Source organism: uncultured Rhodococcus sp. (genome assembly GCF_963525155.1).
Classification (GTDB): Bacteria; Actinomycetota; Actinomycetes; order Mycobacteriales; family Mycobacteriaceae; genus Rhodococcus_F; species Rhodococcus_F qingshengii.
In genome coordinates this window covers 44,262-68,480 of record NZ_CAURKP010000008.1, presented here as the reverse complement: position 1 = coordinate 68,480, position 24,219 = coordinate 44,262, and the positions used below count along the sequence as shown (strand labels likewise).

23 protein-coding genes are annotated in these 24,219 nt (G+C 62.3%); 13 read left to right on the top strand and 10 right to left on the bottom strand.

Annotation, left to right across the window (positions count from 1 at the left end):
• Positions 1-90: 90 nt before the first annotated feature.
• Complete coding sequence (locus RWT78_RS03660) at positions 91-984, top strand: phosphoribosylaminoimidazolesuccinocarboxamide synthase (RefSeq protein ID WP_003945463.1); 894 nt, start codon at positions 91-93, stop codon at positions 982-984.
• A complete protein-coding gene (locus tag RWT78_RS03655) occupies positions 981-3,095 on the top strand; it encodes a S9 family peptidase (protein WP_065351976.1) in 2,115 nt (704 codons plus the stop codon). The genes RWT78_RS03660 and RWT78_RS03655 overlap by 4 nt, the downstream gene beginning before the upstream one ends.
• A 44-nt stretch (positions 3,096-3,139) precedes the next feature.
• On the opposite strand, the gene RWT78_RS03650 is transcribed toward RWT78_RS03655, so the two are convergent.
• Together RWT78_RS03650 and RWT78_RS03645 are read right to left on the bottom strand one after the other, a co-directional pair.
• Positions 3,140-3,829 (bottom strand): response regulator, encoded by a 690-nt coding sequence (locus RWT78_RS03650; RefSeq protein WP_003945570.1) that lies wholly within the window; start codon positions 3,827-3,829, stop codon positions 3,140-3,142.
• Positions 3,826-5,412 (bottom strand): sensor histidine kinase, encoded by a 1,587-nt coding sequence (locus RWT78_RS03645; protein ID WP_314674004.1) that lies wholly within the window; start codon positions 5,410-5,412, stop codon positions 3,826-3,828. The genes RWT78_RS03650 and RWT78_RS03645 overlap by 4 nt, the downstream gene beginning before the upstream one ends.
• Positions 5,413-5,531: 119 nt before the next feature.
• Here RWT78_RS03645 and RWT78_RS03640 point away from each other — a divergent pair, with 119 nt between their 5' ends.
• Positions 5,532-6,944, top strand: coding sequence for a C4-dicarboxylate transporter DctA (locus tag RWT78_RS03640; RefSeq protein ID WP_003945501.1), 1,413 nt, complete (start codon positions 5,532-5,534; stop codon positions 6,942-6,944).
• A 131-nt stretch (positions 6,945-7,075) separates the two neighbouring features.
• On the opposite strand, the gene RWT78_RS03635 is transcribed toward RWT78_RS03640, so the two are convergent.
• The 3 genes from RWT78_RS03635 to RWT78_RS03625 form a co-directional block, all read right to left on the bottom strand.
• On the bottom strand, positions 7,076-8,299 hold the full coding sequence (locus tag RWT78_RS03635) for an acyl-CoA dehydrogenase family protein (protein ID WP_003945555.1): 1,224 nt from the start codon (positions 8,297-8,299) through the stop codon (positions 7,076-7,078).
• Positions 8,296-9,573 carry an acyl-CoA dehydrogenase family protein gene (locus RWT78_RS03630; RefSeq protein ID WP_314674001.1) on the bottom strand — a complete coding sequence of 426 codons (1,278 nt, stop codon included), beginning with the start codon at positions 9,571-9,573 and terminating at the stop codon, positions 8,296-8,298. The genes RWT78_RS03635 and RWT78_RS03630 overlap by 4 nt, the downstream gene beginning before the upstream one ends.
• A gap of 125 nt (positions 9,574-9,698) precedes the next feature.
• Complete coding sequence (locus RWT78_RS03625) at positions 9,699-10,541, bottom strand: sucrase ferredoxin (RefSeq protein ID WP_314673999.1); 843 nt, start codon at positions 10,539-10,541, stop codon at positions 9,699-9,701.
• A gap of 260 nt (positions 10,542-10,801) precedes the next feature.
• Between RWT78_RS03625 and RWT78_RS03620 the strand changes: the two genes are divergently transcribed.
• The 4 genes from RWT78_RS03620 to RWT78_RS03605 all read left to right on the top strand — a co-directional run bounded on the left by RWT78_RS03620 (position 10,802) and on the right by RWT78_RS03605 (position 14,682).
• On the top strand, positions 10,802-11,740 hold the full coding sequence (locus RWT78_RS03620) for an ABC transporter substrate-binding protein (protein ID WP_003945813.1): 939 nt from the start codon (positions 10,802-10,804) through the stop codon (positions 11,738-11,740).
• 47 nt (positions 11,741-11,787) lie between these two features.
• Positions 11,788-12,285, top strand: coding sequence for a glutathione peroxidase (locus RWT78_RS03615; RefSeq protein WP_003945816.1), 498 nt, complete (start codon positions 11,788-11,790; stop codon positions 12,283-12,285).
• Between the two features lie 94 nt (positions 12,286-12,379).
• Positions 12,380-13,084 (top strand): DUF2334 domain-containing protein, encoded by a 705-nt coding sequence (locus RWT78_RS03610; RefSeq protein WP_007734443.1) that lies wholly within the window; start codon positions 12,380-12,382, stop codon positions 13,082-13,084.
• A 227-nt stretch (positions 13,085-13,311) separates the two neighbouring features.
• Entirely contained in the window at positions 13,312-14,682 is a 1,371-nt protein-coding gene (locus tag RWT78_RS03605; RefSeq protein ID WP_054188012.1) for an Ig-like domain-containing protein, read from the top strand.
• 8 nt (positions 14,683-14,690) lie between these two features.
• Here the strand turns inward: RWT78_RS03605 and RWT78_RS03600 are convergent, their stop codons facing one another.
• Complete coding sequence (locus RWT78_RS03600) at positions 14,691-15,338, bottom strand: MBL fold metallo-hydrolase (protein ID WP_054825454.1); 648 nt, start codon at positions 15,336-15,338, stop codon at positions 14,691-14,693.
• Between the two features lie 165 nt (positions 15,339-15,503).
• On the opposite strand from RWT78_RS03600, the gene purS reads away from it, so the two are divergent.
• Both purS and purQ read left to right on the top strand, forming a co-directional pair.
• The gene (purS, locus tag RWT78_RS03595; protein WP_003945817.1) at positions 15,504-15,743 is read left to right on the top strand and encodes a phosphoribosylformylglycinamidine synthase subunit PurS; all 240 of its coding nucleotides are present in this window, start codon (positions 15,504-15,506) and stop codon (positions 15,741-15,743) included.
• Positions 15,740-16,417 carry a phosphoribosylformylglycinamidine synthase subunit PurQ gene (gene purQ, locus RWT78_RS03590; RefSeq protein ID WP_003945887.1) on the top strand — a complete coding sequence of 226 codons (678 nt, stop codon included), beginning with the start codon at positions 15,740-15,742 and terminating at the stop codon, positions 16,415-16,417. Before purS ends, purQ begins: the two co-directional genes overlap by 4 nt.
• A gap of 79 nt (positions 16,418-16,496) precedes the next feature.
• Here purQ and RWT78_RS03585 read toward each other — a convergent pair whose 3' ends face one another.
• Positions 16,497-17,717 carry a pyridoxal phosphate-dependent aminotransferase gene (locus tag RWT78_RS03585; protein ID WP_314673989.1) on the bottom strand — a complete coding sequence of 407 codons (1,221 nt, stop codon included), beginning with the start codon at positions 17,715-17,717 and terminating at the stop codon, positions 16,497-16,499.
• A gap of 138 nt (positions 17,718-17,855) precedes the next feature.
• Here RWT78_RS03585 and RWT78_RS03580 point away from each other — a divergent pair, with 138 nt between their 5' ends.
• Together RWT78_RS03580 and RWT78_RS03575 are read left to right on the top strand one after the other, a co-directional pair.
• A complete protein-coding gene (locus RWT78_RS03580) occupies positions 17,856-19,262 on the top strand; it encodes a PLP-dependent aminotransferase family protein (protein ID WP_314673987.1) in 1,407 nt (468 codons plus the stop codon).
• 57 nt (positions 19,263-19,319) lie between these two features.
• Positions 19,320-19,766: a MarR family winged helix-turn-helix transcriptional regulator gene (locus RWT78_RS03575; protein WP_007734451.1), complete on the top strand. Its 447-nt coding sequence runs from the start codon at positions 19,320-19,322 to the stop codon at positions 19,764-19,766.
• 6 nt (positions 19,767-19,772) lie between these two features.
• Here the strand turns inward: RWT78_RS03575 and RWT78_RS03570 are convergent, their stop codons facing one another.
• Entirely contained in the window at positions 19,773-20,981 is a 1,209-nt protein-coding gene (locus RWT78_RS03570) for a macrolide family glycosyltransferase (RefSeq protein ID WP_218749186.1), read from the bottom strand.
• A 163-nt stretch (positions 20,982-21,144) separates the two neighbouring features.
• Here RWT78_RS03570 and RWT78_RS03565 point away from each other — a divergent pair, with 163 nt between their 5' ends.
• On the top strand, positions 21,145-21,435 hold the full coding sequence (locus tag RWT78_RS03565; protein WP_003945505.1) for a YiaA/YiaB family inner membrane protein: 291 nt from the start codon (positions 21,145-21,147) through the stop codon (positions 21,433-21,435).
• Here the strand turns inward: RWT78_RS03565 and RWT78_RS03560 are convergent.
• Complete coding sequence (locus RWT78_RS03560) at positions 21,419-22,540, bottom strand: ATP-binding protein (protein WP_314673981.1); 1,122 nt, start codon at positions 22,538-22,540, stop codon at positions 21,419-21,421. The two genes, RWT78_RS03565 and RWT78_RS03560, sit on opposite strands and share 17 nt — an antisense overlap.
• Entirely contained in the window at positions 22,537-23,250 is a 714-nt protein-coding gene (locus tag RWT78_RS03555; RefSeq protein WP_314673978.1) for a response regulator transcription factor, read from the bottom strand. The genes RWT78_RS03560 and RWT78_RS03555 overlap by 4 nt, the downstream gene beginning before the upstream one ends.
• Before the next feature lie 216 nt (positions 23,251-23,466).
• Between RWT78_RS03555 and RWT78_RS03550 the strand changes: the two genes are divergently transcribed.
• The gene (locus tag RWT78_RS03550; RefSeq protein ID WP_054188009.1) at positions 23,467-24,117 is read left to right on the top strand and encodes a DUF305 domain-containing protein; all 651 of its coding nucleotides are present in this window, start codon (positions 23,467-23,469) and stop codon (positions 24,115-24,117) included.
• Positions 24,118-24,219: the final 102 nt, after the last annotated feature.

Below are 24,219 nucleotides of genomic sequence, written 5' to 3'. Positions count from 1 at the left end.
GGGCGGACAGCTCTCCGATCGGCGAGGACGCTTACCTGTCCCGGCTACCGGGGTTCTGTACGAACTGCGAACGCCCGATAGGGTGACCGGGTGCGTCCTACACTTGATTCCTACACTCATCTGGCCGGTGGCAAGGTCCGTGACCTTTACACGATCGACGACGAGCATCTGCTGCTTGTCGCGAGTGATCGGATCTCGGCCTACGACCACGTGCTCAGCACGCCGATCCCGGACAAGGGTCGCGTGCTCACCGCGATGAGCGTGTTCTTCTTCAACGTCCTCGGTGGCACCAACCACCTGGCCGGCGAGCCCGACGACGATCGCATCCCGGAAGAGGTTCTCGGCCGCGCTCTCGTGGTGCGCTCCCTCGACATGGTTCCCGTCGAATGCGTCGTTCGTGGCTTCCTCACCGGCTCCGGCTTGGTCGACTACAACAACACCGGCGCAGTGTGCGGCGTCGCGTTGCCCGAGGGCCTCGTCGAGGCCTCGCGTCTGCCCGACCCGATCTTCACCCCGGCGTCCAAGGCGGCTCTCGGGGATCACGACGAGAACATCAGCTTCGATCAGGTAGTGGAGAAGGTCGGCCAGAAGCTGGCAGTGCAGCTTCGCGAGGACACTCTCGACGTCTATGCCCGCGCCTCCAACTTCGCAGCCGATCGCGGAATCATCCTTGCCGACACCAAGCTCGAATTCGGTCTCGACTCCGCTGGAAACCTCGTGCTCGCCGACGAGGTGCTCACCCCCGACTCGTCGCGCTACTGGCCTCTCGAAGGCTACGAAGCGGGCAAGGTGCAGCCCAGTTTCGACAAGCAGTTCGTGCGCGACTGGCTCACGAGCCCTGAATCCGGCTGGGACCGTAGCTCGGACACGACACCGCCGCCGTTGCCGCAGGAGATCGTCGACGCGACCCGGGCACGCTACATCGAGGCGTACGAGCGCATTTCCGGTCTGTCCTTCGACGATTGGGTCGGTCCCAGCGCATGAGCCTGATCCCGCCGGTCGCAAAGAAGGTCCCCACCGAACGTACCCATCACGGACACACGTTCGTCGATGACTACGAGTGGCTGCGGGACAAGGACAACGCCGAGGTAGTCGCATACCTCGAAGCCGAAAACGCGTACACCGACGAGCAGACGGCCGCGCTCGAGCCCTTGCGCGAGAAGATCTTCCAGGAGATCAAGTCGCGGACGCAGGAAACCGACATGTCGGTGCCCACTCGCATGGGTAAGTGGTGGTACTACTCGCGCAGCGTGGAAGGCAAGTCGTACACCGTCCAGTGCCGGTGCCCCATCGCCGGTGAAGACGACTGGACTCCGCCCGACCTGACGCCCGGCGTCGAGCTGGCCGACGAGCAGATCCTCATGGACGGCAACGTCGAAGCCGAAGGGCACGAGTTCTTTTCGCTCGGCGCGTTCTCCATCAGCGAGGACGGCACGTTGCTCGCGTACTCGGTGGACATCGTCGGCGACGAGCGGTACACCTTGCGGTTCAAGAACCTCGAGACCGGTGAGATGCTCGCCGACGAGATTCCCGATACCGCGCCTGGCGCCACCTGGGCGATCGACCACAGTCACGTCTTCTACATGACGGTCGACGACTCCTGGCGTCCGGACACGGTGTGGCGTCACAAGCTGGGAACGCCGCAGAGTCAAGATGTTTCGGTGTTCCACGAGCCCGACGAACGGTACTGGGTTTCGGTGGGGTCCACCCGCAGCGAGAAGTACCTGATGATCTGGGTCGGTTCCAAGGTGACCAGCGAAGGCTGGATGCTGGAATCGGCGAACCCGGAAGGCGACTTCCGCGTCATCATCCCGCGTCGCGAGGGCGTCGAGTACGGGGCCGAGCACGCCGTGATCGGGGGAGAGGACCGCTTCCTGATCCTCCACAACGACGTCGTCGACGGCATCAAGGCAGAGAACTTCGTGTTGGTGGAAGCTCCCGTGTCGGATCCGACGAACATGACGACGCTGATCGAGCACAGCGCAGACGTTCGTCTGGAAGAAGCCGAAGCCTTTGCCGGACACCTCGTCCTGAGCTACCGCCGCGAGGCGCTCACTCGGGTTGCCGTGTGGCCGTTGACGGATGACGGCTACGGCGAACGTCACGAAATCGACTTCGACGAAGAACTCTTCAGCATCGGCATGGGGTCCAACCCGGAATGGGCGCAGCCCACCATCCGGCTCGGATTCACCTCATTCATCACTCCCGGGCAGGTGTACGACTACTACGTCGCCAGTGGTGAACTGGCACTGCGTAAGTCGCAGCCCGTTCTCGGAGACTTCGATGCGAGTAACTACGAGCAGCGTCGCGACTGGGCAGTAGCCGACGACGGAACCCGCATTCCGCTCTCGATCGTGAGGCGCGTAGGTGCGCCGGAAGGTCCCGCGCCGCTGCTGTTGTACGGCTACGGTTCCTACGAGGCGAGCATCGACCCGTCGTTCTCGGTTGCCCGCTTGTCGTTGCTCGATCGCGGTGTCGTCTTCGTCGTCGCACACGTGCGCGGCGGCGGCGAGATGGGTCGTCACTGGTACGAAAACGGCAAGACGCTCACCAAGAAGAACACCTTCACCGATTTTGTCTCTTGCGCAAAGCATTTGATCGACACCGGTGTAACGTCGGCCGACCGGATGGTTGCCGACGGCGGTAGTGCGGGTGGACTGCTGATGGGCGCTGTCGCCAACCTCGCTCCGGAACTGTTTGCCGGCATTCTCGCCAACGTTCCGTTTGTCGACCCGTTGACGTCGATTCTCGATCCGTCACTGCCGTTGACGGTAATCGAGTGGGACGAATGGGGAGATCCGCTGCACAACAAGGACGTCTACGACTACATGCGCTCGTACAGCCCGTACGAGAACGTGGAAGCCAAGGACTATCCCGCCATTCTTGCGATCACGAGCATCAACGACACCCGTGTTCTGTACGTGGAGCCGGCCAAGTGGGTCGCAAAACTGCGCGCCACCAAGACCGGTGATGCTCCGCTACTTCTCAAGACCGAGATGAGCGCCGGACACGGCGGTGTCAGCGGTCGGTACGAGAAGTGGAAAGAGGTCGCGTTCGAGTTCGCCTGGGTTCTCGACACGGTTGGCGCAAACTAGCTTCGGTGTCAATCAGGTTCGGTGACTGTCAGGTTCTGTGTCAATCAGGTTCTGCGGTAACGAACCTGAGGGCGCCCAGCGCGCCCGTACTCGGTCTCCCGGGTGAGCATGCCGTCGTCTGCCAGCTTTTCCAGGTAGCGCCAGGCTGTCACCCGGGACACGCCGACCGATGCTGCCACCTCTGCAGCGGTCACGGGTCCCTCAGAATCCCGGACAGACGCTGCGACGAGTCCGAGTGTTTGAGACGCAAAGCCTTTCGGTGCCGCTGCTCGATCGTCGGACGTTCGTAGCGCGGACATCGCGCGGTCGATGTCGTGTTGACTGACCGCAGACTCTCCAGCGGGAAGCGCTGCACGATATTCGAGGTAGCGCTCGAGCTTGTCGCGGAATGCTGCGAAAGTGAACGGCTTGAGAAGATAGAGGACGATCCCGCGAGCCACGGCGCTTCGGACCACCTCCAGATCGCGCGCCGAGGTAACTGCGATGATGTCCGGACTGGGCCGCAAACCGCCCAGGGCGGAAGCCACGTCGAGACCGCTGGCGTCGGGCAACCCGATGTCGAGCAGGACCAGGTCGATGGGCTGGTCGGTGGCGTTGGCCGCCGTAACTGCACGCACGGCGGCGTTCCCGGAATGAACCACGCCGTGGACCACGAATTCCGGCACTCGCTCGACGTAGGAACGGTGCGCCTGCGCGATCAACGGTTCGTCGTCGACTATCAGTACACGGATCATCGCGGCGCTTCCGCCTCGCGCAGCGGGATGCGGACCACCAGCATGGAGCCCATCGCCGGTTCGCTGGTGAGCGTGCCGCTGTGCCGTTTCACCACTTGAGAGACGAGTGCGAGCCCGAGTCCACGAGAGCCGGATTTTGTGGAGTAGCCACGGCCCTTGGCCTTTTCGAGTGCTTCGGGTGTCATTCCCGGGCCGCTGTCGGCGACGGCAACAACCATCATCGAATCCTCTTCCATTACCGTCACTTCCACCCACGGAGACTCGCTCGCGCGCGATGCGTCAATAGCATTGTCCACGAGATTGCCGACCAGCGTGACCAACTCGCGTGCATTGAGCGAAGGAACCGGACCGAGCGCGGTGTCTTCGGTGATGGTCAGGTCGACCCCGCGTTCGGTCGCTTCACTCATTTTCCCGAGCAGCAGTGCGGCGAGCGCCGGCTCGTGGACCGCATTCATCAGACGATCTATCAACTGTTGGGACACTCGCAATTCATTGGTGGCGAAGGCCACTGCGTCGTCGTTCCGGCCCAACTCGACCATCGTGATGATCGTGTGCAGACGATTTGCACTCTCGTGGGCTTGCGATCGAAGCGACTCGGCAAAACTGCGTACCGAATCCAATTCCCCGAGTACGTTCTGCAATTCGGTGTGATCGCGAATTGTCAGCACGGTGCCAATTCTGTTGCCCTCCCACTCAACCGGGTGTTGGTTGACCACCAGCACACGCTTGTCGGTGAGGTGCACTTGATCCTTCGCGGGAGAGGCGTCGTCGACTCGCATGGTCTCGGGGATGGACGAAAGTGGCACGGGCCCGTCCGGTAGATCGAGGAGGCGACGCGCTTCGTCGTTGACGATATCCACTCGCGCATCTCTGCTTCGGCCTCGCCCGATCACCACCAGACCCTCACCGATGCTGTGCAGGACGGCGTCGTGGTGTTCGTACATGGTGCGCAGTTCATCCGGCGCCATCCCCAAGGTCTGTCGCCTGATACGCCGACTCACCAGAAGTGAACTCAGGAGGGCGGCAAGAAGACCCCCGCCGGCAACGAACAGGATGACCGGAACACTTTGGGCGAACTGCTTGCTGATCTGCTCGCGGGTGACACCGGCAGAAACCAGACCGACCAGGGTTCCGCCGGAATCGTAGACAGGAGTGACTGCGCGGATCGACGGCCCCAGCGACCCGGCGTACGTCTCCGTGAAGGTCGCGCCGGCAAGTGCGCGGTCGATGTTCCCGGTGAAGAGTTGACCGATCAGCTCCGGGCTCGTGTGGGTGAACCGAGTGCGATCAGGCGCCATCACCACGATGAAATCGACGCCGGTGGCCTGTCGGATCTTCTCGGTCTGTGGTTGCAGAATCGCGGTCGGGTCCGGACTCGTCAGGGCTGCCGCCGTCGAATCCGACAGGGCGAGAGTCTGCGCTATCGAGCTCACCTGCCTGCGGATCGCGTCGTCGCTGTCTCGGCGTTCGTCGACAACTGCGAGCGCGGCTCCCACACCGATGACCAGCGCCAACAACGCCAATTGCAGGAGCAGGATCTGCCTGGCGACGCTCATACGTCGGCCGGTCTTTCGTTCGACCATCGAGCGCCTCCTGAACGTAATGAACACAAACTTCCGGGCCCACCTGTTTGCAACAAGAATTCTCCACGACTCGAAGTGATCCCGATCACTTCACAGATATCCGATCCAAAGGACACCCCATGAGCAGCACGGCAACAGGGACAGTAGACGGTTCCCCACAGCCCGAGGGCACCAAGGCAAAGCGCGACAAGACGCATTGGCTCTACATGAGCGTCATCGTCGCGGTCATCGGCGGCATCCTCGTCGGTTGGCTCGCACCCGAGTTCGGTAAGTCCGTCGGTGTACTCGGCACGTTGTTCGTCAGCCTGATCAAGATGATGATCAGCCCGGTCATCTTCTGCACCATCGTGCTCGGCATCGGCTCGGTTCGAGCGGCGGCCAAGGTCGGCAAGGTCGGCGGCCTCGCACTCGCCTACTTCATCGGGATGTCCACCATCGCACTCGCGATCGGCCTGGGCGTCGGCAACCTGCTCAACCCGGGCAGTGGCCTGAACATCACGCCCAATGCGGCCTCCGTGGCCAAGCTTGCAGATCAGGCCCACAGCGCGGGCGGTACCTGGGACTTCATCGCGTCCATCATTCCGACGTCGATGCTGTCCTCCCTCACAGCCGGCAGCGTGCTGCAGACTCTGTTCGTCGCCCTTCTGGTCGGCTTCGCGATCCAGTCGCTCGGCAAGTCGGGTGAACCGATCCTCAAGGCCGTCGGATACATCCAGAAGCTCGTGTTCAAGATCCTGACGATGATTCTCTGGCTCGCCCCGATCGGTGCTTTCGGCGCCATCGCCAGCGTCGTCGGCCAGACCGGTTTGAACGCCGTCGTCCAGCTCGGAACCCTGATGATCGGCTTCTACCTGACCTGCCTGATCTTCGTTTTCGGTGTTCTCGGAACGCTGCTGCGCGCGGTCACCGGATTCAACATCTTCAAGCTGGTCAAGTACTTGGCCCGTGAGTACCTGCTCATCTTCGCCACGTCGTCCTCCGAATCGGCACTGCCGCGTCTGATCGCCAAGATGGAGCACGTAGGCGTCGAGCGCACCACGGTGGGCATCGTCGTTCCCACCGGCTACTCGTTCAACCTCGACGGCACCGCGATCTACCTGACGATGGCCTCGATCTTCATCGCCGACGCCATGGGACAGCCGCTCGCCTTCGGTGAACAGCTCTCGCTGCTGGTGTTCATGATCATCGCCTCCAAGGGCGCTGCGGGAGTCAGCGGCGCCGGTCTGGCCACGCTGGCAGGCGGACTGCAGAGCCATCGCCCCGAACTTCTCGACGGCGTCGGACTCATCGTCGGAATCGACCGCTTCATGTCGGAAGCGCGAGCGATCACCAACTTCTCGGGCAATGCGGTCGCGACTCTCCTGGTCGGCGCGTGGACCAAGACGATCGACAAGGAACGCGTCATCGAGGTGCTCGACGGGAAGATTCCGTTCAACGAAGCCACGATGCTCGACGACGAGGACGAAGAAGAGCAGCACAAACTCGAAACGGCTCCGACCGGCACCAAGCAGTCATTTGTGAGCCATCACTAGATACTTCCGCGCTGCTGAACGTTTGACCGCACAGCAGGCGCGGAACCCGATCTACGATCAGTGATCCTGGTCGTAACGATGAAAGAGACCGCCGCACCAACCGTGCGACGGTCTCTTTCTGTTCGTGGGTGCTATGTGTACCAGGTGGGTTCGGGAATCTCGCCGGTCAGAAAACGACTACCGACTTCACGGCGCTTGTACGCGAGCGGATCGTGAAGGGTATGCGTCCGGATGTTGCGCCAGTAGATATCCAGGCCGACATCGTTGGACGTGGCTCTGGCACCGGTCAGTTCGAAGATCTTGTTGCTGATCTCCAAGGAGACGTCGGCGGCGCGAAGTTTTGCGGCCGCGATGCGTACGGCGAGGTCGCCGCGAGCCTGCTCGGTGAGGTTTTCGCGAGCGTCGTGGAGCACTGCGTCGGCCTCACGGCTGACCTGATCCACGAAGGCCTCCGCCGCCCACAGCTTCGATTGCAAGTCGCCGTAGCCCTCACGGAGGTACCACTCGTCGGTTGCGATTTCGCGGTTGTCACCGCCGTACGGCCATGGACGCGTACGGGTTCGGGTGTACTCGGCCGCAGTGTCCAGTGCGCCACGGGCGATCCCGAGGTAGAAGTTCGCGAACACGATCTCGATCGCGGGGAAGTTCAGGGTGTTGTAGACCAGAGGTTGGAATTCCTTGTCGACAAAGCCTGCCGCACTTGCCCAGTCGACCTCGACGTCGTTGATCTCGACACTGCCGGAATCGGTGAGGCGCTGTCCGAGATTGTCCCAATCACCGCGGAAGACTATGCCGTCCTGAGCAGTCGGCACGATTGCGAACACATGCGTCGCAGTTCCGTCGATGATTCCTTCGAGCACCGTGAGGTCGGTGACTCGGCCGCCGGTGGAAAACGACTTGACACCGTTGAACACCAGGGTGTCTCCGCGGTCCGCGACGGTGAGGTCGGTGTCTCGAGGGTTGACCGCGCCGCCGAAGAAGAATCGGTTGCTCGTGTACAGCTCCTCGACAGCGGAGATCTGCGGATCGGTTCCGACCAATCTGGCTGCCCATGCCCACAGGTAGTGGTATCCGAGCAGTTGTCCGATGGAGCCGTCGGCGCGGGCGATCTCCCGAACCACCTTGTAGGCGCTCTCCCATCGCTGCCCGCCGCCGCCGAACTCGACCGGGCCCAGGAGTGTCACAAGACCACTGTCCTTGAGTAGCTGAACTTCTCGGAACGGCGGTTCGCCGGCTCGGTCGCGGGCGAGTGCGTCGGCGGCAAGGATGTTGCTCACCTCGCGAGCCCGGTCGATCCAGCCCTCGGATGTGTCGGGAACGCCGACGAAGACTTCGGTTTCACTGGTCACGGTCATGCCTGTTCATCCTTTTCGGTCGGTGCGGTCCCGATGGCCCACACGTAAATCGGTTCGGTTCCGTTGATTTCGTAGTCGCCGACAACTTTGGATTTGAAGACGACCGGATTATGACTGGCCACGGTGCGGGCGTTGCGCCAGAACCGATCGAGATCGAGGTCGCGGCTCACTCCGGAAGCACCGAGTGCGTCGAAGATCTTGGCCGTGGCCGGAACGACGAGTCCGATCGAGGCGACCTGCCCTCGCCCCGAATCGATTTCGGCTGCGATGTTGGCGGCCTTCTCTTCCTCCGGCGAGCCGGAGAATGCAGCTTCGTATGCCCATTGGGACGACTGTGCTGCGTGCAGTGCCACGGCCTCGGCTGCAAAGGCAGCAGAGGACACCTCGCCGACAACTTGCTGGATCTGCGAATCCTGCGCGTATCTCGGAGCGTTGCCGTGACTGAAGGTTCGAGTGCGAGCGGCGACTCGACGAGAGATCTCGGTTGTCGCAGCCTTGGCGATGCCGGCGAGAGTGGCGAGATGGAACAGTTGGTAGAACGCGGTCTGGTATTTGAATCGCGTCGAGAAGTCGAAGATGTTCTCCGGCTGTACAATTGCGTCCTCGTAGGCGGACGAACCGGAGCCAGTCGTCTGCTGACCGAATCCGTTCCAATCGTCACTGTGTGTGACACCGGGTTGTCTCGCCTCGACCGCCGCGATCACGAATGCGCCGGTGTCGGTGCGCTGCGAGTACAGGTCGATCCAGTCGGCGAAGATGGAACCCGTGCTGTAGAACTTTGCCCCGTTCGCCAGGAAATGGTCGGCATCGGGTGCGGGCGAGACCTTGGTGTTGGCTTCGCCCAATGCAACGTCGCCGATTTCGGTCCATGCGTTGCCGACCAACTGTCCCTCCGCGAAGCGTCGGAGCCAGATGTCACGCTCCGGGCCGGGGTCGGCGACCAGTCGGTCTTCGACAAACGCGAAATGTCCGCGCAGGGCCTGGGTGATATTGGAATCGGCGCTCGACAGCTCGACTAGTAAGCGGATCAATTGCGGGATGCTCGCACCCGATCCACCGTGTGTTGTCGGCACCCGAACGGCGCCGAAGCCTGCATTCTTGAGTGCGTCGATCTGTTGGAAGGGAAGCACGTGATCGCGTTCGCGTTCGACGACGCCTTGTGCGATGTCCGCGAAGATCGGACGGAATTTCTCTGCCAGTGTTTCGTAGTCGACCTCACTTTTGATCGGATCAGCAGACCGGGGTACGGCATTCGGCGTCAGTGCGGTGGTCATGGGAAGAATGCAAGCTGTAAACACCAGGGGCGTCGATCCTTCATCGCGACCTGATTCGAAGTGTTGTCAGTCCGCGCAAATCTCGGTTCGATGGCCTGCCGGGCACTCTTGTCGAAATCGAGTGGTCAGTGAGGTTGCTCGTGAACGTGCTCGACGGTCCATCCGCTCCATTCGACGGTCCCTCCGGCACCACAATCATGTCGGAACGGCAGCCCTGGAGGACCGGAGCGAACGACGACGCGAAAGTCTCTCCCCTCCAACCGAAGATCGACAGTTGTGTGTTCTCCGTCGACACTCTCGCTGATGCTCTCGAGTGCGTCCGTGGCGACGATGTCGGTGGCGCGTCGGACAGCATGTTCGGCTGCCTGAGCGGCCTGTGACAGTGCCGCCCGGCCGCGCAGGTGCAGCAGCTCCAATTCTCCGGCTAGGTATTTCTCGGCAGCACCGATTGCGGAGTTGCCGTCCAGTCGGCTGAAATAGACTGCGGCAGGCCACGCAATCATGTTGGCCGCGAAACGATCTCCGCCGATGTGGCTGCACTCCCACACATCTGCGATCTGTGCCGCGTTCAGCGCAGACACGACCGGGCGGCCGAGTTCCGCGCAGCACGCATCTTTCTTTCCATGTGTGCAGACTGCGAAGAGCGGTTCCGTGCGGGAGCGGCCGAAGTCGGGTTCCGCTCCGGTGGACATCGATTCGAACGGCAGTACCGACAGGTCCTCGTATCGGTCGACCGCCCCTTCCCGCATCCATTGGCGTGTGCCGTCCGTCCAGGCGAGTACGCACGTCGGGGTGAGGACTCGGCGGTTGCGGGTCCGCCGGATCACCACGACACGGATACGGCCCTGCGCTGCGTAGATTTTTTCGGTGAGCGCGACGGGGAGAATGTCGTCAGGGGCGGACGCCGGCCAGGGGCCGGGGTGCTCGATCAATACCCACAGATGTGTCATTCCGGCGCGACCGACCATCGGTTCGCCGGCGGTCGACGACTGCCGTGTACAGGCGTGAGGGCGTCGACTGGTTTGCGGATTGGCGACAAATTCCGAAAGGCACTGCATAGATCCTTTCCCCAGGACACCGTCGCTGTGGCAGGGGAGGGAAGACATGATGAGGCTCCAGTCTCGTAGGTTAGGCTCACCAGACTATTGGATGGTGAATCCTTTGCTCAGCCGTGGTGAATGCGCGTGGCTGTGACGGTCGGAAGCAGTCGGTAACAGGAGTGTTGGGAATGAAACGCAGTAACTCGCGGGCGAAGTACGTGCTGGGTGGTTTCGTCCTCGCCGCCATCGTGGCAACGACAACGGCGTGTGGCAGTGACGACAAGACGGATACCGGCAGTCAGTCTGCCGACACCGTGCACGCGGTCACCCACGCCCGCGGAACCACCGACGTACCGACGGATCCACAGCGAGTTGTCGTGCTCGAGCCGGTTCAGCTCGACACGTCGGTAGCGCTGGGCGTGATTCCCGTGGGCACCGCGGTACTCAGCGAGACGACCGGCGTTCCGGCGTACCTCGGTGAGAAGGCGGCGGAGATCGAGATGGTCGGAACCGTCGCGGCACCGAACCTCGAGAAGATCGTCGCACTGAGCCCGGACCTGATCATCGGAACGGAATCGCGGCACGGTGATATGTACGAGCAGCTCGCTGCCATCGCGCCGACCGTCTACATGGCAACTCAGACCGATCCGTGGCAGGACAACGTCCAGTTCGTCGCAGAGGCGTTGAACAAGACCGATCAGGCAGGTGAACTGCTCGGTGACTACACGGCACGCTGCGAGGAAGTGGCGAGCAAGCACAGCACCGAGGGCAAGACCGCTCAGCTGATCCGCCCACGCGACGACGTTCTGACGCTGTACGGACCCACGTCGTTTGCCGGAAGCACTCTCGAATGTGCTGGACTCACGATTCCCGCACGCGACTGGGAGAACTCGATCTCCGTCGACCTCTCCCCGGAATTCGTCTCCGGAGCCAACGCCGACCTCATCCTGGTCACCTCCGCGAAACCGGCCGATGCCGGCACGATGCCGAAGGCCGTGGCAGACAACGCCGGATTCTTCCCGAACCCGCATCTGGTGGACATGTCCTACTGGATCACCGGCGTCGGACCGCTCGGCGGCCTCACCGTTCTGGACGACCTCGATCGCATTCTCGGAGCGTCGAATTAGCAGTGCGCGAAGGAGCGGTGCGGGAGAGAGTCGCTAAGTTGGAGCCTATGACAACTCCAGTACAGAACATCGCGATCAACACCCTCGGTGGCGTGCCCACTTCTTTGGGTGAATACGACGGCCGCGCCGTCCTCGTGGTCAACGTCGCGTCCAAGTGTGGACTGACCCCGCAGTACTCGGCGCTCGAGAAGCTGGCCAGCGAGTACGCCGATCGCGGTCTGACCGTGATCGGTATCCCGTGCAACCAGTTCATGGGGCAGGAACCGGGTACCGCCGAAGAGATCGAGACGTTCTGCTCCACTACCTACGGCGTCACGTTCCCGCTTCTCGAGAAGATCGAGGTGAACGGCGAAAACCAGCATCCGCTGTACGCCGAGCTCACCAAGGCGGCCGACGCCGAAGGCGCTGCGGGAGACATTCAGTGGAACTTCGAGAAGTTCCTGATCGGACCGGACGGCACCGTCGTCAACCGCTTCCGTCCGCGGACCGAGCCTGACGCACCCGAGGTTGTCGCCGCGATCGAAGCTGCGCTTCCCAAGAACTAGAGGTTTCCAAGAACCAGTAGGTGCGCTGAAAACTGCCGCCGGATGATCATCCGGCGGCAGTGTGCTGTTCACCCACAGCTGCCACTATCGGAGTATGTCCGCAGAACTGATCGTGTCGGTATCCGGAATCAGAGACGAGACATGTTATCTCGCTGCCGGATTCGCAGACGAGATGGACACTCGAGGTGTCCGCTTGTCGCTCCTGGTGGCGCCGCGACTGAAGGACAAATACCGACTGGCCGACGACGCGGTGACGACGGCTTGGCTGCGTGAGCGTCGCGAGCACGGCGATGCCATCGTTCTGCACGGCTACGACCAGGCCGCGACCAAGCGTCGCCGAGCCGAGTTCGCCACTCTGTCGAAGCACGAAGCGAAACTGCGACTACTCGCTGCGGACCGCGTTCTCGAGCATGCAGGCCTTCGGACCCGGGTGTTCGCACCGCCGCGCTGGGTGGCATCGCCCGGTGCCATGTCGGTGTTGCCGGAGACGGGCTTTCGCACGATGGCAGGCCTCGGGGCAGTACATGATCTGACCCGCGGAACCTTGCAACGGGGAAGGGTTTTCGGGATCGGCGAAGGCTTCAAGGCCGAGCCGTGGTGGTGTCGCGCATTGGTTCTCGGAGCCGGGCGTGCCGCCAAACGTGGGGGACTGGTCAGATTGTCGATCACGGCCAAGCAGTTGGGAAACGAGGGCCCACGTCAGGCCGTCCTCGACGCCGTCGACCTTGCCCTCTTCCACGAAGCCGACTCGCAGGTGTATCGGTGGAACTCCCCGTCTCAGGAGCTCGGCGCTGCCTGAATTCGGCAGTTGGCAACTATTTGATAGCTACGAGACTATGTCATCTGTCCGGGTTGTCCGAGCGGGCAGACTCTTCGCGTTTCTCCACTTCCTTGCTGGTAGTAGTGCAGAGTGGGTCAAAATCGCATAAAACGGACGTTCAATTAGAGCGCTGGGTCAGCCAACTCTCCCACTGCTAGAGTGCGTGCAGTTAATCTGCCGCTAGTAGATGGGATCGGAATCTCGCCATGCGCACGAGAGTGTTCTCCAAGTCGGCCGAGGGTCTTTTCGCCGTGGCTGTGGGCGCAGTAGTCTGTGCTGCGTTCGTTCCGGCGCTCGCGTCTGCCGCTCCGACCGGCGCGGTTCACACGCTGCCGACGGGCAGTGTCGACGGCGGGTCGAGCGGATCGAGCGATGGCGTCCGCACCGCAACCGTCGACGATGAAGGTGAGCAACTCACACTGCGCCTTCACAAGATGAACCTGCGGGGATCCGAGTTCTCGATGGCTGTGCAAGACAGCGACGGAGAGCTGACCGACGCGGTGATCCCGGCGCCCCGTTCGTACATCGGCAGCGTGGAAGGGCGTCCGGACGCAATAGTCTCGGCCATCGTCGACTCCGCCGGAACACTGCGAGGGCAGGTGATTTTCGATCGTGGTGCTTCGCTCGAGTTCGTCGGATCCGACGTGGTCGGTCGCAGCACGGCGCCGATCGACGCAAAACCCAAGTGGCCCACCGCCGCCATTGCGCCGGCCTCGGCCGCAAGGGTCGGCAAGACGGTCAAGCAGTTCGTGGTGGGACTGGACCTCAGTGGCGAGTGGTACTCCGCGCACGGCGCAGGCAGTCCCGCCGTCGCTCTGGATCGGGCCGAGGAATCAATGGCCCGCACCGCTGCCATCTGGATCAGAGACGTCGGGATTCGGCCGGCCCTCGGTCGAGTTGTCCTACGGGCAGATTCCGCCGGTGATCCGTACTCGAGCAGTTGTGAAAATCTCGAGCAGTTGGAAGATCTGTGGTCCGATCAGGTCGGGTCGAGCGTCGATCAGGCGACCGTCGTGTGCGCATCCGGTGGCGGAAATGCCTACTACTCGAAGTTCGAACTCGACCACAGCTACGCGCATGTCGGTGCCGAGTCCGACGGCAACTTCAGCCGCGTTCTCCGCCACGAGTTGGGCCACAACTTCTATGCCGACGACTACCACGGCGGCGGAGCCGAGGGATCGACCATCATGAACGGTAACGACCTCTCGCGCTTCGACGGCACCGAATTCGCTGCCATCGTCGATGCGGCGGAGGTTGCCTCGGCTCGACTCGACGACGTCGGTCGGTACACGGCAAGCCCGATCCCGCCGTACGCCGCACTCGACACCGCGCGGGTCCGCTCAGGCGGCACAGTCACCGTCGACGCCGTCGCGAATGATCATGACAGCAACGGAGATTCGATCAAAGTGACCGGCGTCGGGGCGACGTCACTTCTCGGTGGCACCGTGAAGCTCGAAAACGGCGAAGTGGTGTTCGAAGCCGGAACGAAGGCAGGCACCGACAGGATTCTCTACACACTCACCGACGCAGCCGGTGGCACGAGCACCGGCTGGATCATCGTCGATGTGAGTGCGTGAGAACCGAATCAGGCGACTTCGACGCTCGACTCCTCGCCGAGAACTCGGAACTCGGTGCCGTCGGCAGCCATTTCCGAGTAGCGACCGTAGAAGATGCCTGCGGCCTCGTCGCGGATGATCGCTTGATGAATGGGAACCGCAACGCGCGGCGCCACCGCGCGGAGGTAGTCGATGGCCTCCGAGATCTTGAGCCACGGTGCGGCGGCGGGGAGGGCGAGAACGTCGATCTTTTGTTCGGGGACGTAGAGGGAATCGCCGGGATGCATGAACCGTGCCGGGTTGGTGGCGTCACCGAGGAGGAACGCGGTGTTGTCGATCATCGGTAGGTCCGGATGGATGATTGCGTGCTCTCCGCCCGTTCCGGTCACCTCGACGTCGCCGATGCTGAACCGGTCGCCCGGCCGGACGCCGGTCCAGCGCCCACCGAGCTTTTCAGCCGTCTGCGGATCGCTGTAGAGCACGGCGTCGGGATTCGCTTCGGCCAGTTCGGGCAGCCGCGCAGGGTCGGCGTGATCGGGGTGTTGATGTGTCACGAGGATGGCGTCGAGGCCGGTGATGCCTTCGAATCCGTGCGAGAAGTTGCCGGGATCGAAGAGGATCTTCGAGCCGTTCAACTCCACGAGCACACAGGAATGGCCAAAATGTGTCAGTCGCATGATTTCGAGTATGCGCCGCCCCGAAGGGACTCGCAGGCGGGTTTCACAGGTGGTGGCCGTCACGCCCCGATCACTCGATGCGAACCATCTCGGGTCCGCCCGGTAAACTGGCCATCACCCGAGCGTTTCACTCCGGGTTCGCGCACTAGTACCGAGGAGCAGCACGTGGCCCGTGTCGTCGTCGAAGTCATGCCCAAGGCCGAGATTCTCGACCCCCAGGGACAGGCAATTGTCGGGGCACTGTCTCGCCTGGGCTTTGCAGGAGTATCCGATGTCCGTCAGGGCAAGCGGTTCGAGTTGGAGATCGACGGCAGTGTCGAAGACGCCGAACTCGAGAAGATCGCCGAAGGCCTGCTGGCCAACACGGTGATCGAGGATTGGACCGTCAGGCGAGTCGAGGCATGAGCGCACGTATCGGAGTAATCACTTTCCCCGGCACGCTCGACGACATCGACGCGGCGCGGGCAGTGAACCTGGCCGGCGGTGAAGCTGTCGAACTCTGGCACGGCGATGCAGACCTCAAGGGTGTCGACGCGGTCATCGTTCCCGGCGGATTCTCGTACGGCGATTACCTTCGTTGCGGCGCGATCGCACGTTTTGCTCCCGCGATGGGCAAGGTTGTGGAAGCAGCCAAGGGCGGCATGCCGGTCCTGGGCATCTGCAACGGTTTCCAGATCCTCTGCGAAGCAGGTTTGCTGCCCGGTGCCCTGACCCGTAACCAGGGTCTGCACTTCATCTGCCGCGACGAGTGGTTGACGGTCGAAGCCAACAACACGGCGTGGTCCTCGCGATACGAGGCCGGCGCGCAGATCCTCATCCCCCTCAAGTCGGGTGAAGGTCGCTTCCAGGCGTCCGAGAAGGTTCTCGACGAACTCGAGGGCGAAGGCCGCGTCGTCTTCCGTTACTCGGAGGAGAACCCCAACGGCTCGCAGCGTCGTATCGCCGGCATCTCCTCGGCCAACGGCCGGGTCGTCGGTTTGATGCCGCACCCCGAGCACGCCACCGAGGCTCTCACCGGTCCCAGTGACGACGGATTGGGCTTGTTCTACTCGGCCCTCGACGCGATCGTCACTGCCTGATCGCCTGCTGATTTTCACCACTGAACGCCGACCGGAAATCCGGTCGGCGTTCAGTCGTATGTGGGCCCGGTACCCAGAGCTACTGGTTGTAGGAACTGAGGAAGTTGCCGAGTCGCTCGAGTGCCGTCGAGAGATCGTCGGTGTTGGGGAGAGTCACCAACCGGAAGTGATCGGGTTCGATCCAATTGAACGCGCGACCGTGGCTGACAAGAATCTTCTCCGATTCCAGTAGATCGAGAACGAACCTCTCGTCGTCGACGATGCCGAACTTGTCGACGTCGAGCTTGGGGAACAGGTACAGCGCCCCGTCGGCCTGTTGGCAACTGATCCCGTCGATGCTGTTGAGCGTGGTGTGTGCGAGATCGCGCTGGGCCGTCAGCCGACCTTGTGGAAGCAACAGGTCCTCGATGGACTGGCGTCCGCCGAGTGCAGTCTGGATAGCGTGCTGCGCCGGCACGTTGGCACACATTCGCATGTTGGCCAGCAATTTGATGCCTTCGATGAAGCTCGACGCCCGCTCGAGTGGTCCGGTGATGGCCAGCCATCCGGCTCGGAATCCGCACACGCGGTAGGCCTTGGACAGTCCCGAATACGTCAGACACAGAACGTCTCGCCCGGTCATCGTCGCAAGGTTTGTCATGGATCGGCCGTCGTAGACGATCTTTTCGTAGATCTCGTCGGCGAAGAGCATCAGATCGTGTTTGCGCGCTAGATCCACGAAGCGTTGCAGCACCTCCGTCGAGTAGACGGCGCCCGTCGGATTGTTGGGATTGATGACGACAATCCCTCGGGTGCGCGGCGTGATCCGAGCTTCCAGATCGTCGAAGTCCGGTGCCCAGCCTTGGCTTTCATCGGTGAGGTAGTGGACGGGCGTGCCGCCGGCAAGTGAAACCGAAGCCGTCCACAAGGGATAGTCGGGAGCGGGAATCAGGATCTCGTCCTCTGGATTGCAGAGGGCCTGCATCGTCAGGGTGATCAGTTCGGACACACCGTTTCCGAGATAGATCTCGTCGACGGTGACGTCGGTGATACCCCGCGTCTGGTAGTACTGGACCACCGCAGTGCGCGCCGAATACAGTCCGCGAGAATCGCAATATCCCTGCGCGGTAGGGAGATTGCGGATCATGGCCATCATGATTTCGTCCGGAGCTTCGAACCCGAAGGGGGCCGGATTGCCGACGTTGAGTCGCAGGATCGTGTGTCCCTGATCCTCGAGTTCTTCGGTCTTGTCGAGAATTCGCCCTCTGATGTCGTACCTGACATTCTCGAGCTTGCGGGCCTGATCGATGGGTGTGTTCACGCGGTTACGTACCTCTCCGGTTCGGGTGGGCGAGTTGTGTTTCAAATGAGAAGGGCGCCTCAGGGTTCGGTCTGGAAACGGACATTGATTCGCGATAGCGCTAGCGGCGAAAGAAGAGTAGCGCTACTATGATTCGACATGTCCAATGATAGCAGTTCGAGGATTGTCGCAGCCTTGCGCGAGTGGATCGCGACGGCTCCTCCAGGCGCGAAGCTTCCGTCCACTCGGTCGCTCGTCAGCCTGCACGGGGCGAGTCCGGTCACCGTGCAGAAGGCGCTGCGAACACTGGTATCTCAGGGGGTTGTGGAGGCTCGTCCCGGTGTGGGGACCTTCGTGCGCGCGGCGCGCGTCGTGCGACCCAACGACTACGGGTGGCAGACAGCGGCGCTCGGATCGCCGAACTATCGTCTGCAGTTGCCCATGGCGCTGCAGTCCTCCTCCAACGACGTGATCGCGCTGCATTCCGGCTATCCGGCCCGAGAGCTGTTGCCGGAAGGTCTGGTTCGTGCAGCCTTCACCAGGGCGACGCGAACCGACGCCGTGTTCAATCGGCCCCTCGCTGCCGGGCTTCCGGAACTGCAGTCCTGGTTTGCCTCCGAATTGGGTTCCGCCACTCCTGCCGGGATCACGCCGCCGGGGCCGAACGACGTGGTTGTACTTCCGGGCAGTCAGGGCGGGCTTGCGACGTCCTTCCGCGCATTGGTGGGGGAGGGGCGTCCGTTGCTCATGGAATCGCCGACCTACTGGGGTGCGATCCTGGCCGCCGCGCAGGCAGGAGTCACGGTCATTCCGATCTCCAGCGGCGCCAACGGGCCTGATCCTGAAGAGCTTTCGCGTGCATTCGAACAGACCGGTGCCCGTGCGTTCTACGCACAACCGAGCTTCGCGAGTCCGACGGGAGCGCTGTGGTCGCCGTCGTTGGCTGACAAGGTTCTCGACACCGTCCGTCGGCACGGCGCATTCCTCATCGAGGACAGTTCGGCGCTCGACTTCGGAATCACCGCAGATCCCAGCCCCATCGCTGCACGAGACGACAGCGGTCACGTCGTCTACCTTCGTGCGCTGACCAAGAGCGTGTCCCCATCGGTGCGAGTTGCCGGATTGATCGCTCGGGGTCCGGCGTACGAGCGGATTCTGGCTGATACACAGGCAGATTCGATGTACGTCAGCGGGATGCTGCAAGCGGTAGCGCTCGACGTCGTGACCCAACCGGCCTGGCGAACGCACTTGCGCAGGCTTCGTCACCAACTCGAGGCCAGACGCGACCTCCTCGTCTCGAGTCTGCGCGAGCATGCGCCGGACGCTCACCTCGACGCCGTACCGAAAGGCGGACTCAACCTCTGGCTTCGGCTCCCGGACACCACGAACGTCGAACGCGTGGTGCAGGACTGCCGGTCGGCCGGCGTCATCGTCGGGGCCGGTGACGATTGGTTCCCGGCAGAACCGACTGGAAAGTTCTTGCGGCTCAACTACGCCGGACCGAACCCGGGTGAGTTCCCCGACGCCGCCCGCATTATCGGCAGAGCAATCACGCAACATATGTAGAACTTCACCTCGCTGGTGGTTGACCTCAACTTCCGTTGAGGTTTTATCGTCGTATGCATGAACAAACAAGCGATGCAGCCACCGGCCAACCAGCCGATCGGATTCTGGACCGCGCGAGCCGGTGAAGCGATTCGCACGCGCACGCGCGGAGCACTCGAAGCGATCGGCGTCACCCAGCCGGGGTGGTGGGTCCTGCACCAACTTTCGCTGCACCCTGAAGGGGTGGAGCGCGCTGTCCTCTTGCGGACGATCGGTCCGAACGAATCCACCGACGTGATCGATGACGCCGTCGACTCTGCCCTCGAACTGGGGTGGGCGCGCGAAGACGGGTCTGTCCTTCGCCCGACTGATGCGGGCTCCGAGCAGTTCGATCGCGCCGCGCGGGTACAGCAGATGCTGCAGGAAGAGCGGATGCAGGGAATCACCGAAGAGGAGTTTGTCACCACCATCACTGTGCTGCAGCGAACCATCAAGAACGTGGGTGGCGACGCCTGGCACTGGTAGCAGACATTATCTGGGCCCGCTGCCGGGTAGAGCGGCTTCGATCAATTCGACGGCACGGGACACACCGCCCGCCGCTGCGAGTTCTTCTGCCAACTCCGCGCTGCGTCGGCGGAACTCGTCGGCGCTCACCAGAGTCAGCGCCTCACGAAGCTCTACTGCCGTGACGGTAGCGCTGTCGACGCGTACTGCGACACCGGCGTCGACGAGCGAGTCGGCGTTGCCGAACTGATCGACGGCTTGCGGCACTGCGATCATGGGTGTCCCGGTCACGAGTCCCTCGCTGGATCCGCCCATACCGGCGTGGGTCACGAACGCGTCGGCCTGCTGCAGAATCGCGAACTGCGGTACCCAACGGTGTATTTCGACGTTGTCGGGCAATGGTCCGAGATCTGAGATCTGCACCTGCTTTCCGATCTGGAGGACGACGTGCCAGCCGTCCATCTGGCCGAAAGCCTCGACGCAGGTGCGGTAGAAATCCGGATGATCGGTGAATGCTGAACCCAGCGAGATCAACAAGAGCTTGCGTTCGGGATCCGGGTTCACCCAAGGTTGACTGCTCGGTTCGAGTGCGGGGCCGACGAACGTGTAGACGTCGCGGTTCACGCGATCGGCGTTGGGCTGCATCGATTCTGCGATCAGCACGATTGCACGGGGTGGGCGTCCGGTGAACTCACGTGGATCGACCTCGACGCCTTCGGCGCGGAAGAACCGGGTCTCCCGATCGAGCAGGTCGACGCCTCTCGGATCGGAACGAATTTCGTCGTACATCGGTGCGGCGTCGGCTTCGTAACCGTCCCAGGCAACGTACGTCGGCGACAACTGGATGATGGGAACGCCCCACTGCTGAGCCAGTATTCGTGCCGGAATGCCGGCGATGTCGTAGAGAAAGAGGTCAGGGCGATCGTCTTCGTAGATTCGGCGTAGCTGCGGCAGCATCGACTCGTAATCGTCCTGGAAAATCGTCAACTGATCGATCAGATCCCCGTCCCAACTCTTCTCCGGTTCGGCGCCGTCGGGAGAAGGGACGAGGCTGGGCAGCGTGGAGACGTACGGTGCGAATTCGGCCCCGGTCGCCTCGATGATCTCACGCATCGACTCGTCGTTGGCATAGGTGACGCGGTGACCGGCGGCGACGAGACGCGCGATGATCGCCAGGCTCGGATTGACGTGGCCCGGTGCCGGAATGCTCACCATGGCGATATGTCTGCGGGTCATCGATCACTCCTGCCGTCTGACTGTTCTGGAACAACTCCGGATACCGGACCGAGACTATCCACCAGGATGGGTGACGGCATCTGATTTTTGCCGGGGAAGTACCGTGCGCACTCGAGTAGGACTACGCATCCGAGTGCCGGGATGGGCGAGCAGACTTCGAAGCATGAGCACACCGACAACACCCTCGAAGACCACTGCAGCCTTCTATCTTCAGGCCGGAATAGCCTTTGCCGTCAGTTTTGTCGGCACCCTCCTCGGAATTGCGTATCTTCCGATCGATGCGTGGCAACGCGGATTTCTCGGAATGTCCTTGCTGTTCTTGGTCACCAGTACGTTCACGTTGGCCAAGGTGATTCGTGATCAGCAGGAGGCATCCACTGTCAGGGTTCGAGTGGACGAGGCTCGACTCGAGAAGCTGATCGCCGAGCACGATCCGTTCAAAGCGGCAGCCTGAAACCTGTCGGCAAGGTGAGGATCAGCGTGCTGCCGAGAGGTTGCTCGTTTCGGAGCGCCGACAGATCGCCGCCGTGTGCGAGCGCGAGGCTGCGCGCAATCGTGAGCCCCAAACCGGAACCGTCGGATCGATCACCGCGATGGAAACGGTCGAAGACTGATTCGAGTTGGTCTGCGGGAATTCCGTCACCGGTGTCGGTGACGGACACCGAGAGGTGGTCACCTTCCCGTGCGAGTGTCACCGTCACCGAACCTCCGCTCGGAGTGTGCCGCAACGCGTTTTCGAGCAGATTGGCGAGGATCTGTTCGATTCGTTGGCGATCGACCTCGGCCGTGATCGGTTGCGGAGACAGAGCGGTCGTCAATTCGACTCCACGCTCGGCGAAACGTGGCGCCGCTGCTGCCGTTGCGCTGCAAACGATGTCGTCGATCTTCTCATCTCGGCGATCGAGTTCGAGAGCGTGTTCGTCGGCCGCGGAGACGTCCGCCAGATCGCAAGAGAGCCGACGCAGTCTTTCGAGTTGATCGCGCATGACCGACCATGAAGTGTTGTCCGTGGGGAGGACGCCATCCTCGATGCCGTCCACGTACGCAGCCAAAGTCGATACCGGAGTGCGTAATTCGTGGGCAAGATCGGCAAGCAGGCGTTTGCGGACCCGATCCGAATGATCAAGGCGTGCCGCCATGTCGGCAAAGGCAGTTTCGAGACGCGTGAAATCGGCATCTACGTCGGACCTGCCGATAGTCACGTCGAAGTTCCCGTCTGCGACGCTTTGCGCCGCCTCCGCCAGCGTTGAGATCGGGGCCGTGATGCGTCGGACGATGTAGACCGCGGCGATGCCTGCGCCTACCAGTGCGACAGCGATCCCGCACAACAGTGCAATGGTCATGGTCTGAGCGAATGCCTCTTCGGTGTGGGTACGGACATTCGAGTCTTCGATGCCGGCCATCATGAGGTGGTTGTGAAAGAGCGGGGCAGCGACGGCAATGGCAACGGCGGCGATGGCGAGGCAGGAGACGAACAGGACGACAAGCTGCGCCAGCAGCAGTTTTCCGCGTAGCCCGAGTTTCTTCATGACGACCCCGTTCATGACGACCGCGTTCATGACGACCTCAGGGAGTATCCGACGCCCCTGACGGTTCTGATGAACCGAGGATCGGTCGCGTCGTCGCCGAGTTTGCGGCGTAATGCACGCACATGGACGTCGACGATGTGCTGGTCCCCGTACCAGGACGAGCCCCACACCGAGGCGATGATCTCGGCCCGACTCCAGGCCGCGTCAGGTCGGGTAGCGAGGGCGGAGAGCAACGCGAACTCGGTGGGAGTGAGATCGACAGAGTGGTTGTCGACATGCACGGTGCGGGCGAGGACGTCGATGTCGAGACCGGGAGGCGTCGGCAGCGCTTCCGGCAGCAAACTCGACGCACGTGGCCGTCTGAGCAGTGCTTTCACTCGCGCAACCAACTCGCGGGGGCCGAAGGGTTTGACCACGTAGTCATCTGCGCCAGCTGCCAGTCCGGTCACCTTGTCCGACTCGTCACCGCGGGCGGAGAGCATCAGGACGTACGCGTCGGAAAACGTACGGATCCGCCGGCAGACTTCCAGACCGTCGAAGCCCGGGAGCATCAGGTCGAGCACGATCAGCGCGGGCTCGAATTCGCGCACCGAACGTACTGCGCTCGGCCCGTCGTGGGCGAGGCGCACGGTGAATCCTTCGCGTGTCAGATAGTTGGCGACAACCTTGGCGAGGGCAGTCTCGTCGTCGACGACAAGAACGCGCCCCGGTTCCTCGCCAGGTCGTAGTTCGGCGCTCATCAGACCGAGGTTAGTCGACTGCGTGTCTGCATTGCTGGCGCGTGGTGGTTTCCACTCGACTGTGAAGATTCGATGAAGGAAGCCTGTTCGAGCCGGTTATCGGGCTTCGCGGTGGATTTTCGCCGGTAACGTGGCAACTGTGCATTTGCAGCATTCTTGTCAAATCAATTGTGGTGCAGTGCATATCGAACAGAATCTATTCTCGGGAGTGAAAACATGTCTTTGACGGTCAGGAAGAGCGCCGCGCGGTTCGTTCCGGTTGTGGCAGCGGCAGCACTGTTGATTGCCGGATGCTCGGACAACTCCGGGGAGAGCATCAACCATTCTTCCGAAACAACCAGTGTTGCAGCGCAGTCGGAGATTCCTGCGGGTGTCAATGCCGCCGACATCGAGTTTCTCGAAGGGATGTACCCGCATCACGCGCAGGCATTGGACATGGCCAGGATGGTCGACGGTCGAACCGACAATGCCGAACTTCTCTCTCTTGCAGCGCAGATAGAGGCAGCGCAAGGCCCGGAGATGGCTCAGATGACCGAATTGTTGACGGAGTGGGGACGCCCCGAGCCTTCGTCGAGTTCGATGGAGGGCATGGATGAGTCGGCGCACGCGGGACACGGCGTCGGGATGGCCGAGATGCCGGGAATGATGTCGGCCGACGACATGACCGCCCTCACCGATGCCAGTGGCGCGGAGTTCGACAAGTTGTGGCTGACGATGATGATCGAGCACCACAAGGGTGCCATCACCATGTCCCAGACCGAACTCGACAACGGGCTCGACCCGTCGGCGGAGAAGATGGCAGAAGCGATCATTGCCGGTCAGCAGGCGGAAATCACTCAGATGGAAGCGATGTTGAAGGGGAGTTGAACAGGAGGCCTTGGCCGCGTGACCTTGCTCGGGTGGCTACCTGGGCATACGTTCGAGGCTGATGGCTTGACCGGTGCTGTGCTGCAATCACACGCGAGGGGA

What these genes read in the sequence shown, in the direction of transcription:
- RWT78_RS03655 (WP_065351976.1), top strand. Translation starts at nt 981, where the DNA reads ATGAGCCTGATCCCGCCGGTCGCAAAGAAGGTCCCCACCGAACGTACC.
- RWT78_RS03650 (WP_003945570.1), bottom strand. Translation starts at nt 3,829, where the DNA reads ATGATCCGTGTACTGATAGTCGACGACGAACCGTTGATCGCGCAGGCG.
- RWT78_RS03645 (WP_314674004.1), bottom strand. Translation starts at nt 5,412, where the DNA reads ATGGTCGAACGAAAGACCGGCCGACGTATGAGCGTCGCCAGGCAGATC.
- RWT78_RS03640 (WP_003945501.1), top strand. Translation starts at nt 5,532, where the DNA reads ATGAGCAGCACGGCAACAGGGACAGTAGACGGTTCCCCACAGCCCGAG.
- RWT78_RS03635 (WP_003945555.1), bottom strand. Translation starts at nt 8,299, where the DNA reads ATGACCGTGACCAGTGAAACCGAAGTCTTCGTCGGCGTTCCCGACACA.
- RWT78_RS03630 (WP_314674001.1), bottom strand. Translation starts at nt 9,573, where the DNA reads ATGACCACCGCACTGACGCCGAATGCCGTACCCCGGTCTGCTGATCCG.
- RWT78_RS03625 (WP_314673999.1), bottom strand. Translation starts at nt 10,541, where the DNA reads ATGGTCGGTCGCGCCGGAATGACACATCTGTGGGTATTGATCGAGCAC.
- RWT78_RS03620 (WP_003945813.1), top strand. Translation starts at nt 10,802, where the DNA reads ATGAAACGCAGTAACTCGCGGGCGAAGTACGTGCTGGGTGGTTTCGTC.
- RWT78_RS03615 (WP_003945816.1), top strand. Translation starts at nt 11,788, where the DNA reads ATGACAACTCCAGTACAGAACATCGCGATCAACACCCTCGGTGGCGTG.
- RWT78_RS03610 (WP_007734443.1), top strand. Translation starts at nt 12,380, where the DNA reads ATGTCCGCAGAACTGATCGTGTCGGTATCCGGAATCAGAGACGAGACA.
- RWT78_RS03605 (WP_054188012.1), top strand. Translation starts at nt 13,312, where the DNA reads ATGCGCACGAGAGTGTTCTCCAAGTCGGCCGAGGGTCTTTTCGCCGTG.
- RWT78_RS03600 (WP_054825454.1), bottom strand. Translation starts at nt 15,338, where the DNA reads ATGCGACTGACACATTTTGGCCATTCCTGTGTGCTCGTGGAGTTGAAC.
- purQ (WP_003945887.1), top strand. Translation starts at nt 15,740, where the DNA reads ATGAGCGCACGTATCGGAGTAATCACTTTCCCCGGCACGCTCGACGAC.
- RWT78_RS03580 (WP_314673987.1), top strand. Translation starts at nt 17,856, where the DNA reads ATGTCCAATGATAGCAGTTCGAGGATTGTCGCAGCCTTGCGCGAGTGG.
- RWT78_RS03575 (WP_007734451.1), top strand. Translation starts at nt 19,320, where the DNA reads ATGAACAAACAAGCGATGCAGCCACCGGCCAACCAGCCGATCGGATTC.
- RWT78_RS03570 (WP_218749186.1), bottom strand. Translation starts at nt 20,981, where the DNA reads ATGACCCGCAGACATATCGCCATGGTGAGCATTCCGGCACCGGGCCAC.
- RWT78_RS03565 (WP_003945505.1), top strand. Translation starts at nt 21,145, where the DNA reads ATGAGCACACCGACAACACCCTCGAAGACCACTGCAGCCTTCTATCTT.
- RWT78_RS03560 (WP_314673981.1), bottom strand. Translation starts at nt 22,540, where the DNA reads ATGAACGCGGTCGTCATGAACGGGGTCGTCATGAAGAAACTCGGGCTA.
- RWT78_RS03555 (WP_314673978.1), bottom strand. Translation starts at nt 23,250, where the DNA reads ATGAGCGCCGAACTACGACCTGGCGAGGAACCGGGGCGCGTTCTTGTC.
- RWT78_RS03550 (WP_054188009.1), top strand. Translation starts at nt 23,467, where the DNA reads ATGTCTTTGACGGTCAGGAAGAGCGCCGCGCGGTTCGTTCCGGTTGTG.